This is a genomic window from Pseudarthrobacter defluvii (assembly GCF_030816725.1).
Classification (GTDB): domain Bacteria; phylum Actinomycetota; class Actinomycetes; order Actinomycetales; family Micrococcaceae; genus Arthrobacter; species Arthrobacter defluvii_A.
In genome coordinates this window covers 577,672-590,670 of record NZ_JAUSYG010000001.1, presented here as the reverse complement: position 1 = coordinate 590,670, position 12,999 = coordinate 577,672, and the positions used below count along the sequence as shown (strand labels likewise).

Here is a 12,999-nt window from a genome sequence, read left to right as displayed (position 1 = left end):
TCACCGGCGGGCTACATTCCCGCCAGCTGGACCCACTTCATGGCCTCGGTCCGTGAGGTGAAGAACCGCGTGGGGCAGGGCGGGACATGGACGCCCAGAAAGAAATTCGCGATGATCCGGTCCACCGGGCTTGTCCCAAGCAGGGCGATCCGGTTAGCCGCGCACGGGATGGAGAACACCGAGCGGGCCTGGATACTCACGTTCTCGGTGGTGGCCATGTCCACCAGCATGGGGTAATTGCCGTCGCCGGCGATCCGGTTCACCGCAGCCATCGCCGCCTGCGCATCCTCGACCTCGATGCGGACCTTGGGCTCCCAGACGAGGTGGATGACCCCGTCACCGCGCAGCTCGACCGAGCCTTTGCCGCCGTCGACCATTACGGGCTCCATCTCCCGCCTCCCTCCAGTGGGCCGTTCCTGACATCCACTATCTTGCCCCAGCGCGAAGGGCACCCAAGACGGCGCCGCGCGGAGCAGGCTTGACTCATCAGCATACTTACTAATACGTTGGTCGACGTGCCCGTGGCCTGGATCACCGTCCGGCGCTGCGTGTCGCGGCCCGCAAGGGCTGCATCAGAAATGAACAGCATTTGAAATAACCAGTTCCGCCGGGGTTCTCCATGGGGGCGGAGTCTCGGGGGGTTCATTGCGCCGAAACCCGGCGCTGAAAGGATTTACCGAAAATGCGCACAAAGGTCTCAGCTTCAGTTACCGCCATTGCCCTCTCCGGCGCCATGCTCTTCGGCATGGCGGGTCCGGCGACGGCAGCAGCACCCGCGGCTCCTTCTGCCGCCTCCCAGTCGTCACAGGCGGCCAACGTCAGTGGAACCATCAACCAGACAATTGACGGCGTGGGTACCTTCGTTGGCTCCTTCACTCCGTCCGGCTTCAGCGCCCAGGACGGCCAGTTGACCGTCACCGGCCTGGTGCAGGGAACCTTCACGGACCTGGCCGGCGTGGCCACTCCGGTCAGCCAGACGGTGACCACAACTGCTGCAGCCGCACCTTCCACCGCAGCCGCCCTGGCTTCCGGCGGTTCCTGCGACATCCTGAACCTGGTCCTTGGGCCGCTGCACCTGGATCTCCTGGGACTGAATGTGGACCTGAACCAGGTAGTCCTTGACATCACCTCCCAGACCGGAGCGGGCAACCTGGTGGGCAACCTCCTGTGCGCCGTCACCGGACTGCTGGACGGCGGCACTGGGCTCAGCGGCCTTGCCAACCTGTTCAACCGCCTCCTGGGACTCTAGTTCCGGGTAGTCCAGAAACTGGAACGTCAACAAAGCGGGCGGCCCTTTCCGGGCCGCCCGCTTCGTGTTGCCGGCTAAAGCTTCTCCACCACCAGGTTGCGGTAGGCAGCCCGCAGCGGGGCCATTTGCCGGAAGCCGATGCGGCCGCCGCCAAGCACCCTGTCCGTGACATCGCGCCATTCAAAGAGGAGGAGCCCGTTGATGGAGAAGGCCACTTCCGGACCGTCCTTGACCACTTCCAGGCGGTAGAAGTCCGTGGCGTCTTCCGCCGGCGGCAACGGGTCCGCCCCCTGGGCCACCAGCTCGAACCCCGCGCTCTTGCGCAGGTTGCAGGTCCGGAACGCCCGCTCCGACCGGTACTTGTGGCGGAAATACGAGACGTGCAGGGCGTCGATGTCGCCGGAGTGGTACTGCGGGTAGTAGCCCGTCCTGGCTGCCAGGGCAGGGTCGAACAAGTCCAGCCCGCCGTGTCCCGCAGCGGCAAAGAACAGCATGGCCAAGCCCGGCTCCGCGAGCGGCAGGAACTCCCAGCTGATGCGGATGCCGTCAGGGAACTCCACCGGGCACCAGAACGTCCAGTGCGCGTGGTCGCCGAACTCCTGGCTGTCCAGCAAGCCGGACAGTTCCAGCGACCCGTCGCGGCTGTCCATGCGGAGGGGACCTTCGGCCACCCATCCGGCAACGTCCTCCGGACCCGCCAGCGGATTGCGGTAGAGAATGCCCGCCTCCGCGCCTGCGGAGCCCACCTAGCCGCGTCCCGCCGTCGTGCTTAATTCCCTGGTGGATGGTCCCTTGCTGCCGGTCGCGGCGTACCCCAGGCCCCCGAGTTGCCGGGCCACTTCCCCCGCCACCAGGGCTGCCCCCTGCCGGGAGAAGTGCGTGTTGTCGGCCAGGCCGTCCGGCCAGTGCGCGTGTGCACCCGGCGCGAAGTGGCAAAAGATTGCCCGGGACCCGTCCGGCCCCAACTGCAGGTAAAGGCGCCGGGTCCACGCGTTCAGGTCCACCACGGGTACCGCCAGCTCCAGGCCGAGTTCCCGGACCACCTCCGGATAGTCCTCCAGGCTTTCCTCCAGGACAGCGCCCGACGGCGGCGCGTCCAGGAAGTGCCGCCGCTCCACCGGGGTGCACAGCACCGGAGCCGCGTCCAGGGCACGCACCTCCCCCACCATGGTGCGCAGGTTGGCCGCGTAGCCGGTGCGGGCTGCGAGATGCTGCTTCTTCTGGTCGTTGTGGCCGAACTGGATCAGCACGAAATCACCCGGACCCGCTTCGCCGAGCAGAGCCGCCCACAGCCCTTCGTCGCGGAAAGACTCCGTACTCGCGCCACCTTTGGCGAAGTTGTGCACCGCACCCCACTCATAAGTAAGCGGGGGCAGGTGCGCGCCCCACCCGCTCATGGGGAACTCGTGCGTGGGACAGTTGGCCACGGTGGAGTCGCCGGCCAGCAGGATCTTCATGGTGTCCTTCCTCGACGTGGACATCAGCCCTTGACGGAACCGATGAGCATGCCTTTGGCGAAGTGCTTTTGCAGGAACGGATAGAAAATGAGGATGGGAAGTGTGGCCACCACGATCACAGCGAACTTGATGCCCTGTTCCGGCGGGATGTAGTTGGGATCGACATTGCCGGTGCCCAGCAGGTCCGAGGCCGCCGTGACCTGGCGCAGGTACATCTGCAGGGTCCACTTGGAGTTGTCGCTCAGGTACAGCAGGGGTGACATGAAGTCGTTCCAGATGCCCACGGCGTAGAACAGCGCGAACGTTGCCAGGACGGGCTTGGACAGCGGCAGCAGGATCCGCCAGAGAATCCCGATCTCCGTGGCACCGTCCATCTTGGCCGATTCCTCAAGCTCCGCCGGAAGTTCCTGGAAGAAATTCTTGATGATGATCAGGCTGAACGGATTGATCGCGGCCGGCAGGATCAGGGCCCAGTAGGAGTTGAGCAGGCCCAGGTCCTTGACTAGCAGGAAAGTGGGAATCATGCCGCCGGAGAAGACCATGGCGAAGACCACCAGGGACAGGATCACGTTCCTGCCGCGCAGTGTCTTCTTGGCCAACGGGTAGGCCATGGTCACGGTGAAGGCCAGCTGGACCAGGGTGCCCACGGCCGTGACGAGGACGGTGGTGACCAGGGCGCGGACGAACGCCGGCGTGGCGAAAATGTACTCGTAGGAGCCCAGGGTGAACTGTTCGGGCCAGACGAAGAAGGCCCGGCGGGTGATCTCGGCCTCGGTGGCGAAGGAGCCGGCGAAGACGTAGACGAAGGGCAGCAGGGTGATGATGCCAATCAGGGACAGGAAGACGTAGTTGGCGGCGTCAAAAATCCGGCCGCCCCGGGTGTTGTGGATCTTCATTAGAACAGTCCGCTCTGGTTGAACCGCTTCGCCAGCCAGTTGGTGCCGAAGATCAGCACGATGCCCACCAGGGATTTGAACAGGCCCACCGCGGTGGAGTAGCTGTAGGCGCCCTGGGTGATGCCCACGAAGTAGACATAGGTGTCAAAGACGTCGGCCACTTCCCGGTTAAGGGCGTTGGTCATCAGGTAGATCTGCTCGAAGCCCGTGTTGAGCATCTGCCCGATGGCCAGGATCAGCATCACGATGATGGTGGAGCGGATCGCGGGCAGGGTAATGTGCCAGACGCGGCGGAAGCGGCCGGCGCCGTCGATGATGGCTGCCTCGTACTGGTCCTGATCCACAGTGGAAAGGGCGGCCAGGAAGATGATGGTGCCCCAGCCGGTGTTCTTCCAGATTTCCTGCAGCACGATCAGGGGCCGGAACCAGGCGGGGTCGGACAGGAAATCGATGTGGGTGCCCATGACGTTGTTCAGGAACTGGAACAGGGGACCGATGTCCAGGGCGAACAGCAGGAAGCTCAGGGACGCCACGATGGTCCAGGACAGGAAGTGCGGGATGTACACCAGGGTCTGGACGGTGCGTTTGAGGATGGAAAGCCGGACCTCGTTCAGCAGCAACGCCAGGATGATGGTCAGCGGGAAGGCCACGCCGAGGTTCAGGAAAGCCAGGATCAGGGTGTTGCCCAGCAGCCGGGGAAAGTCCGGGTTGGCGAAAAAGTCCTCGAAGTTCCGGAACCCCACCCACGGGCTCCCGTTCACGCCCAGGAAGGGGACGTAATCCTTGAAGGCGATGGACACCCCGTACATCGGGGCGTAGCGGAATACCGCAAAGTACACCACGCCGGGCAGGAGCAGCAGGTACAGCCACTTGTAGTGCGCGAAATGGACGGAGAACCTGCCCCCGTTCCGGGGAGCGGGCGCGGCCTTGCCCGCCCGCTCCCCGGTGAGGGTGTCAATGACAGGGGTTGCCATTTACTTGTTGTCCTGCCACAGCTTGTTGATCTCTTCCTTGACCTTGTTGCCGCCGCTGGTGTCCCACAGCTTGATGGCGTCCTTGAGCCCCTGTTCGTCGATCTGGCCGGCCAGGTACTTGATCCGGGCATCCGCCACGATGTTGTCCAGCTGTGCACCCTTTGCCACGTAGGTGGCGGAAACGTAGGGCGCGGCCGGGTTGTAGACAGCGCTCTTGAGGTCCTCCGCCATCACTTCGGTGCGCTTGTCAAAGACCTGCTGCTCGTAGTCCGAGGGCTGCTTGACCGGGTAGAACTCGTTCCCGGCGACGTTCATGCCCAGCTGTGCGTAGCTCTTGATATCGGTGGTGACGGCCTTGCCCTCCGGGGTCTCCGGCTTGATGGTCGCGGCCTTGCCGTCCTCCACCTTGAAGTTCACGCCCTCGATGCCGTTGTTCAGCAGGATGGCCACGTCCTTGCCGTTCATGCTGTTCAGGAAGGCCAGGACCTTGTCCAGCTCAGCCTCGGTCTTGACGCTGCCCTTGGGCACGGCCAGGAAGCCGGAGTAGCCGTCGGTGGGGTGGGCGTGGAGCTTGCCGTCGGGCCCTTCGAGGTTGCCCACGAAGCCCACCTTGTTCTGGAAGTTGTTGGGGTCGGCCTGCTTGAAGAGGTTGATGAGCACGCTGACGCGGGAATCGACGTCGACGATGATGCCGCCCTTGCCGTTGAAGAACGGCTCGTTCCATTTGGTGCTGTCAAAGGTGGCGAAGTCGGGGTTGATGAGTTTTTCGTCCACCATCTTCTTGATGAACCGGTCAGCTTCGAGGAATTCATCGGTCTCAAAGCTGGGGACCAGTTTTCCGTCCCGCTCCGTCCAGCGGTTCCCGGCGCCGTACCATTCCTCGATCAGGTCGTAGGGGCTGTTGGTGCCCAGCGCACCCCACTTGGGGATGGTGATGCCCCAGGTGTCGTTCTGGCCGTTGCCGTCCGGGTCCTGCTCGGTGAAGGCCTTGGCCACCTTGTACAGGTCCTCGGTGGTCTTGGGCGGCTGCAGGCCCAGCTTGTCCAGCCAGTCCTGCCGGAACATGACAGCGGCGCGCATGGGGGCCCGGCCCCGGAACACGCCGTAGACCTTGCCGTTGACGCTGGCGTTCTTCTGGATGTCCGGGAAGGTGGTCTTGAGGTTGGGGTACTTGTCCAGTTTGTCCGTGAGGTCCCAGAACGCGCCGGCCTGGGCGTTCTTCACGAAGCCGGGCGTTTTGCCCTGGATCACCATGACCTGGGGGAGGTCCGATCCGGCAAGCGTGATGTTGGTCTTGTCCTCGTAGGAGGCGTTGGGGGCCCAGTTGATCTTGACCTGCTTGCCGGTGAGCTCCTCCAGCTTCTTCTGCACCGCGCCGTCCGCGGCAGGCGGCTGGGCCTCGAGGAACGGGGCCATGATGGAGACGGAGGTGAGGTCCGCGGCCGGGGTGTCACCCCCGCTGCACGCAGTGAGGGACAGGGCCGTCGCGGTGACGACGGCGGCGGCCAGGGAAAGTTTCCTACGGATCATTAATTTTCCTTTTCCACTTCGTTGCGGTTTCTTTTGGGGCGTTCGCCCAATTTTGATACGTTTCATTTGCACGGCCGTGCAGGACCTCCCGCGGGAGCGGATGGCGGCTGCGCGGTGAATTGCCGTCAGGCGGGGGACGCTGCCTGCAGGCGCGGATGCCCTGCAGGCTCTGCTGCGGCAATGGCTTGGTCGTTGGCGGTGAAGAAGCGGTCGCACAGCCACCCGGTCAGGTAGAGCCAGGCCCCGATGCTGAAGAACGGGATGAGCCCCGGAAGGCAACGGCTGGCGTAAACCACTGCCGCGGAGACGAACAGCAGGATGACGGTCCCGGCCAGGTGGCGCACGGCGAACCGGGACGACATCAACAGGTACTGCGGCAGCGGCAGCTCATACCGGGCGTACATGGGAAACACGTAGCAGACGGCCCCCGCCAGGAAGACCGCCGCAACGAAGAGGCCCACCGCCATGAGCTGCGGAAAGACTCCGTGGCCGCCGGAGAAGTAGTTCCAGTTGAGGACAAGCGCCGCGACGACGGCCATGACCGGAAGCGAGAGCGCGTTGGCCTTGCCGAAGTTCCGGAAGTACCCGGCGGCGAATCCGGTTAGCAGCGGCGCAGCGTCCCCGCCGGCCCGCTTGCGGACCGCAATGTGTGCTGCCGCCGTGGCCGGGCCGGCACCAAGGACACCGAAACCCAGGAGGGTGAAAGCGATCCACAGCAGGTTCAGGCAGGCAATCCACACGAGCGTGTCAAAAAACGAGTAGGCACGCGCGCTGAAGGTTCCGGACAGCATGGCACGGCCTCCCTTCTGGTTCTCCATCGATGCAGGGGCGGAGCGGAAAGTGTCCCGCATCACGCTGGTAATCGGTTTCTCGAAAATCTAGACCTGACTGACGGTGATGGTCAAGCCAAATTTTGAATCGTTACATAGCTGGACTGGAGGTGCCTGGATGCCGCACACTGAACGGTGGAAAGCGCTTGCTGGGGTAAGGCAAGGCGCAAGGATGCCGGTGCCGCTGCGGCGGACGCCGGCTGGAACGGGAGAACCATGGCAACGGCAACGGAAGCGGTCGGGAGCGACGCTGGAACACCCTCCACACGGGCGGCGAGGGTCGCGTTGGTAGGGGTTCACGGCTTTGGCACCCACCATCTGCACAACCTGGAACGCCTCCGGGCAGCAGGCCGCATTGAGCTCGCTGCCGTGGCGGATCCGCAGCCTCCGGCACCCGGTGCCGTCCCGCCGTCGGCCGCTGTTTTCGCGGGGATCGACGACCTCCTCACGGCAACTCCTGATCTGGACCTGGTCATCGTCGCCACTCCCATCCAGACCCACGCCCCGCTGGCCCTGGCAGCCCTGGCCACGGATGCCGAGCTGTACCTCGAGAAGCCTCCGGTGGCTTCCCTTGCCGACTTCAACCGGCTGTGCGGGGCCGCCTCAGAATCGGGTCGGGGAGTCCAGATCGGTTTCCAGAGCCTTGGCTCACACGCCCTGAAGGCCATCGAAGAACTGCTGGCCGCCGGAACCATTGGAACGCTGGAAGGCATTTCCGCCACCGGCCGCTGGGTCCGGGACAGGGCCTATTACAAGCGCTCCCGCTGGGCCGGGAAACGGAGCATCAACGGCGTTGATGTTGTGGACGGTGTGGCCACCAACCCGTTGGCGCACGCCGTGGCAACCGCCCTCCGGATTGCCGGCGCGCGCACCACGGCCGACGTAGAGTCCGTGGAAACCGAACTGTACCGCGCCAATGACATCGAGTCGGATGACACCTCCGTGATCCGGATCCGCACCGCAGCCGGCCTGCCCATCACGTGCGCCCTCACCATCTGCGCGTCGAAGTCCGTGGAGCCCTGCGTGACCCTCCAAGGCTCTGCCGGCACCGCAGTGTTCCACTACACCGAGGACCGGCTCACGGTTGAGACGGCGGCAGGGCGCATGGAGGAAACGTATGGCCGTGACGACCTGACGGAGAACCTCCTGGCCCACCGGGCCCAGGGCGTCCCGCTCATCAGCAGCCTGGTGGACAGCGGAGCCTTCATGCTGGTGCTGGAGGCCGTCCGGACGGCACCGCTCCCCGCCCCCATTGATCCCGCCTACGTCCGTTGGGAAGGTGAGGGGGATACGGCGCACGCCATCGTGGTGGGAATCGAGGAGGCCCTGGAGAAGGCTGGCCGCCAGCATGCCACGTTCAGCGAGCTGGGTCTCCCCTGGGCCGCATCCGCACCGGCTGTTTTTGACCTCCCGGCTTCCTGATGGTGGACGAGGCAGGACAGGAGGGGAGCGCAGCCGGGGCCACGACGCTGCCTGGCGGCCCGGGTCAGCTTTACGCCGTCAATCTCTTGACGGACGGGCTCGCCCCCTGCCTGACGGCGGCCCCGGTCCCCACGTTCAGCTGGCAGCTCGGCCAGGACGACGACGCCGATCCGGCCCTTGCGCGGCAGACCGGTTATGAGCTGGAGGTCCGGGACGCCGTGGGCAGCATGCTGTGGAGCTCGGGCGAGGTGGCCTCCACCGCCCAGGTCGGCGTCCGCTGCGGCGGTCTCCTGCTCGACGACGACGCGGACTACGCCTGGCGGGTGCGCATCCGTGACGCAGCCGGGGTTTTTGGCGGCTGGTCGGTTCTGCAGCCCTTCAGCACGGGGCTTGGCGACAGCTCCTGGGCAGCTGACTGGATGGGCCGGGCAGCGGGTGGACGCGCCCCGCTGGAACTCTTCGACCAGGCCCTCCGGGTGGCGGCGTCCCCGTTCCTGCCGCTTCCCTCCCCCGCACTTCGCAGCTTCCGGCTTGAAGCGAGGCTCCGGCCCGTAATGGGCCGCGCCGGGCTGCTCCTGCGCAGCAGCGGCGCCGGGACGGGCCTGCTGCTGGAACTGGGCGCCACCGGAGAAGTGGCGCTCCGCCGCGCCCCGGACTGGGAGATCCCCTCCCCCGCCACTCCGGAGACCGAGGTCTTGGCGAGTGCAGTGCCGGCAAGCACCCAGGGTGCATCCCCACTTGCGTGGCGCGACCTCACCGTTAGCGACGACGGCCGAACCATCCGCGTGTCCCTGGACGGGAAGGAACTCTTCGCTGTTGACGAACCCGCCGGTGAAGCCTGCGTGCCCGGTTTGCACCAGGGTCCGCGGAGCCAGGCCGAGTATGCATCGCTACGGGTCACCGATACCCCTCCGGGCCGCCCGCAGGCTGTCCTGCTGGACCACCGGTTCGGCGCCGGCGACGCCCAGGCCCTCGCGTGCCTTGCTGGCTGGTCCCGGACCACGGAACACCGGCAGCCTGATGAGTGGACCCTGTTCCGGACCGCCTTCCAGCTCACCGGAGCGGTGCGGCGGGCGCGGCTTTACGTGGCCGCCCACCACCACGCGCAGTTCTCCGTGGCGGAGACACCCTGCCTCAGCACCACCTCGTTCGGCTATCCGGGCGAAGGATATTACGACGCCGCCGACATCACCGGGGTCCTGGCGGAACAGCCTGTTGGCACAGCCATCCCGGTAACAGCCCTGCTCCACTGGTACGGGCCGGGCCAGGGCCGCGCAGCCGGGGTGCCCGGCCTGCTGGTCCGGCTCACGGTTGACTACGACGACGGTCGCCGCGACATCCTCACCTCCGGCCCGGGCTGGTCTGCAGGCGAGGCGCCGTACCGCCAGTCCGGCTACCGCAACGACGAGGGCGATCCGGTCGAACACCTGGACGGGCAGGCCGCGGCGTCACTCGACCTGGCCGGAAACCTGCCTCCCGCTGTGTCTGCCGGCCGCCACCCGTCGTCGGACTTTCCCCGCCTTCACCCCCGCCGGACGTTCCTCACCGGCGGGTTCGTGGCACCGCGGCAGTTCCTGTCCGCCGATGACGGGACGATAGTGGCGGATTTCGGCCAGGTTCTTCCCGCCCGCCCGGAAGTGGACTTCCTGGACGGCGTTCCCGGCCGCACCGTGATGCTCCGCGCCGGTTACGCCCTCCGGCCCGACGGCAGGGTGGACGCCGGAAAGACGGCCAGCCAGAACACCGACATGTCCTTCCCCTACACGCAGGCGGCCGGGCCGCAGCAGTTCCGCGCCTCGGTGCACCTGGGCTTCCGCTACCTGGAGCTGCCCGGAATCGAAGCCGCCGAGGTGTCCCGAGTGGGCGCCGTGACCGTCCACGGCAGCCATCCCGGCGAGGGCGGTTTTCACAGCTCGGACCCGGTCCTGGACGCGGTGTTCGGGCTGCTGCGGGATTCTGCCCTGTATGGCGTGCAGGAGCAGTTCGTGGACACCCCCACCCGGGAAAAGGGCCAGTTCCTGGCCGACGCGGCCAACATCTCCTATGCCACGATGGCGCTGTTCGGCGAGCACGCGTACACGGCGCAGGCACTGCGGGAGTTCGCCTGGTCCGCCCGCCGCTACTGGAGCGCCGGGGAGGAGAAGGGCCGCTATAACGCCGTCTACCCCAACGGCGACGGCAAGCGGGACATCCCCGACTTCTCGCTGATGTTGCCGGAGTGGGCGGCGGAGTACCACCTGCGCACCGGCGATCTTGCCCTGGTGCGGGAGCTGCTGCCCCACCTGTGCGACACGGCGGATTACGCCCTGCGCCACATTCCCGCAGAGGGTCCGACGGCGGGACTGGTCACCAGGCTGGGCGGCGGCTCCGGGCCCTACCTGCACGGCATCGTGGACTGGCCTGCGCCCGGGCGGTTTGGCTACGATATGGACTGCGCGGCCAAAACCACCGTGAATGCCCAGGCCTACTCCGCCCTGGTATCGGCGGCGCGGCTCTGCAGCGCCGCAGGGGACGAGTCCGGCGCGGTCCGCTATGCCGCTGCTGCCCGGACCCTGGCCGACGCCATCCGGACGCGCCTCAGGGTGGACGGGGTCATGGTGGACGGCCTCCATGCCGACGGAACGCCCAGCCCGCACGCCTCCCAGCACGCAACGTCCTTCCCGCTGTCGCTGGGCATCACCGAAACTGCGCACGCGGCTCCGGATGCCGCCCGGATCGCGGGCATGGGTATGCGGCAGGGGCCCATGACGGTGCACCGGCTGGTCCGGGCACTGTTGAGCCAGGGCATGACGGACGCAGTGCTGGACCTCCTCACCAACAAGGACCAGCCCGGCTGGGCCCGGCTCCTGGACCGCGGGGCCACCTTCACCTGGGAAGCCTGGGACCTTGGGGACGGCACTGATTACAGCCAGTCGCACGCGTGGTCCGCGTCCGTCATCAAGGAGATCCTCGAGCATCTGCTGGGGGTCCGCTACACGGTTCCGGGCGGCAACGACGTGCTGATCGAACCACCGCTGTGCCGCCTGGAGCAGGCTCGCGGAAGCGTTCCGGTGCGCAACGGGTACCTGGAGGCCGGCTGGCGGCGGGCTGGCCAACGGGTGGAGCTGGAGTGCACCATTCCGCCCGGAGCCACCGCCATCGTCCGGCTGCCCGCCGGCGCTTACGAGGTCGCAGGACCGGTGCCGTTCCAGGACCAGGGCGCGGATGCCGCCGTCGTGCTTTCTGCTGCGGACGGGGACGGCGGAACCCGCCCCGCCACCCGAGACTTCCGCATCCACACGGGAACCTGGACGTTCATGCCCGCCTGAAACCCCCGCGAGATGGCAGGTGGCGGCAATCCCTGCGGGGAACATTGCCGCGAGGTGCCATCTCGCGAGGTTAGGGCGCTGAACGGCGCCGCGAGTGCCGCCACAGCAGCAGCCCCACCACGGCCGCGGAGAGCATGCCCAGGCCGCCGGTGACCAGCAGCCCGGCCCGGACACCGAACTGCTCGGTGAGCCAGCCCGCAAGGAGGCCGCCGCAGGCGTGCCCACCCAAAAGGAGCGGAAGGTACAACGCCATGACCCGGCCCCGGATGGCGGGCCCGGCTTCAAGCTGGACGGCGGTAGCTGCACTGGTCAGGAACAGCAGGGTCATGACGCCCACCACCACCAGCATGGCCGTAAACAGCACCAGGTTGGGCATGAGCGCGGCCACCAGCTGGGACAGCCCAAAGAGCCCCGCCGCCACCACGATGCCCCTGCGGCCCATGTTTCCCAGCCTGGAGGCCAGGAGCGCGCCGGCCAGGGCACCAACGGCACTGACCGTGTTAAACAGGCCAAAGCCCTCCACACCGTTGTGCCACACCCGCTCGGCAAACGCGGCAAGGACCACCGGCCCGTTCATGCCGAAGGCGCCCAGTAGCCCCGCCAGCACGATGAGGAGCAGTAGGCGCGGCCGTTCGCGGACATACCGGAACCCGGCCAACATCTGCCCGCGCCCCCGCTCGGCCGGCGTGCCGGGATGCAGCTCGTGGGGGCGGATGGCGGCGATCAGCCCAAGCACGAGCACGCCGATGAGCGCGTTGGAGGCGAAGGCCGCGGCGGGCCCTGCCTGCGCAATCAGCACTCCGCCCAGCGCCGGGCCAGTCATGGCGCCCAGCTGGGCGAGGGCGTTGTTCAGCCCGATGGCAGGGCGCAACGCGGCGTCGCCCACCACTTCGTTGACGAAGACCTGCCGGGTGGGCTGGTCCACTGCCGCAGTGACGCCCAAGGCAATGCAGCTGGCGTAGACAACCCAGACCGTGAGGGTGCCGCTGGCAGTCCAGGCCGCGAGCCCCAGGGCGAGCAGCACAATGACGGACTGGCACACCATCATGATCCGGCGCTTGGGGAAGATGTCCACCACCAGTCCGGCAAGCGGCCCCACCACGAGCATGGGCAGGAATTGGAGGGCGACGGCGGCCCCCACCGCGGCGGGGCTTCCGGTCAGCTGCAGCACCAGCCAGTCCTGCGCCAGGCGCTGCATCCAGACCCCGAGGCTGCCGGCCAGCTGCATGGCCAGGAAGAGCCGGTAATTGTGCTGTTTTAGGGGGTGGTACCAGCGGGGCCGGCTTGCCTGGGAGCGGGCAGGGGGTGCGGGACGGGTGCGGCGGGAAGGCAC

At 66.9% G+C, this 12,999-nt stretch carries 9 protein-coding genes and 1 pseudogene; 2 read left to right on the top strand and 8 right to left on the bottom strand.

Features of this window, described 5'->3' with window-relative positions:
* Positions 1-11: 11 nt before the first annotated feature.
* On the bottom strand, positions 12-389 hold the full coding sequence (locus QF031_RS02640) for a DUF7793 family protein (RefSeq protein WP_307423717.1): 378 nt from the start codon (positions 387-389) through the stop codon (positions 12-14).
* A gap of 293 nt (positions 390-682) precedes the next feature.
* Between QF031_RS02640 and QF031_RS02635 the strand changes: the two genes are divergently transcribed.
* Positions 683-1,249 carry an ABC transporter substrate-binding protein gene (locus tag QF031_RS02635; RefSeq protein WP_307423715.1) on the top strand — a complete coding sequence of 189 codons (567 nt, stop codon included), beginning with the start codon at positions 683-685 and terminating at the stop codon, positions 1,247-1,249.
* Positions 1,250-1,323: 74 nt separating this feature from the next.
* On the opposite strand, the gene QF031_RS02630 is transcribed toward QF031_RS02635, so the two are convergent.
* From QF031_RS02630 to QF031_RS02605, 6 genes are all read right to left on the bottom strand, one after another.
* On the bottom strand, positions 1,324-1,995 hold the full coding sequence (locus QF031_RS02630) for a DUF1961 family protein (RefSeq protein ID WP_307423713.1): 672 nt from the start codon (positions 1,993-1,995) through the stop codon (positions 1,324-1,326).
* Positions 1,996-2,706 (bottom strand): rhamnogalacturonan acetylesterase, encoded by a 711-nt coding sequence (locus QF031_RS02625; RefSeq protein WP_307433093.1) that lies wholly within the window; start codon positions 2,704-2,706, stop codon positions 1,996-1,998. It lies immediately after the preceding gene.
* 23 nt (positions 2,707-2,729) lie between these two features.
* The gene (locus QF031_RS02620; RefSeq protein WP_307423711.1) at positions 2,730-3,602 is read right to left on the bottom strand and encodes a carbohydrate ABC transporter permease; all 873 of its coding nucleotides are present in this window, start codon (positions 3,600-3,602) and stop codon (positions 2,730-2,732) included.
* A complete protein-coding gene (locus tag QF031_RS02615; RefSeq protein WP_307423709.1) occupies positions 3,602-4,576 on the bottom strand; it encodes an ABC transporter permease in 975 nt (324 codons plus the stop codon). Before QF031_RS02615 ends, QF031_RS02620 begins: the two co-directional genes overlap by 1 nt.
* Positions 4,577-6,106: an extracellular solute-binding protein gene (locus QF031_RS02610; RefSeq protein WP_307423706.1), complete on the bottom strand. Its 1,530-nt coding sequence runs from the start codon at positions 6,104-6,106 to the stop codon at positions 4,577-4,579.
* Positions 6,107-6,231: 125 nt separating this feature from the next.
* On the bottom strand, positions 6,232-6,897 hold the full coding sequence (locus tag QF031_RS02605) for a YesL family protein (protein ID WP_307423703.1): 666 nt from the start codon (positions 6,895-6,897) through the stop codon (positions 6,232-6,234).
* A 239-nt stretch (positions 6,898-7,136) separates the two neighbouring features.
* Here QF031_RS02605 and QF031_RS02595 point away from each other — a divergent pair.
* Positions 7,137-11,666 (top strand): annotated as a pseudogene (locus QF031_RS02595) (family 78 glycoside hydrolase catalytic domain); the annotation flags it as partial.
* 70 nt (positions 11,667-11,736) lie between these two features.
* On the opposite strand, the gene QF031_RS02590 reads toward QF031_RS02595, so the two are convergent.
* Complete coding sequence (locus QF031_RS02590) at positions 11,737-12,999, bottom strand: MFS transporter (protein WP_307423695.1); 1,263 nt, start codon at positions 12,997-12,999, stop codon at positions 11,737-11,739.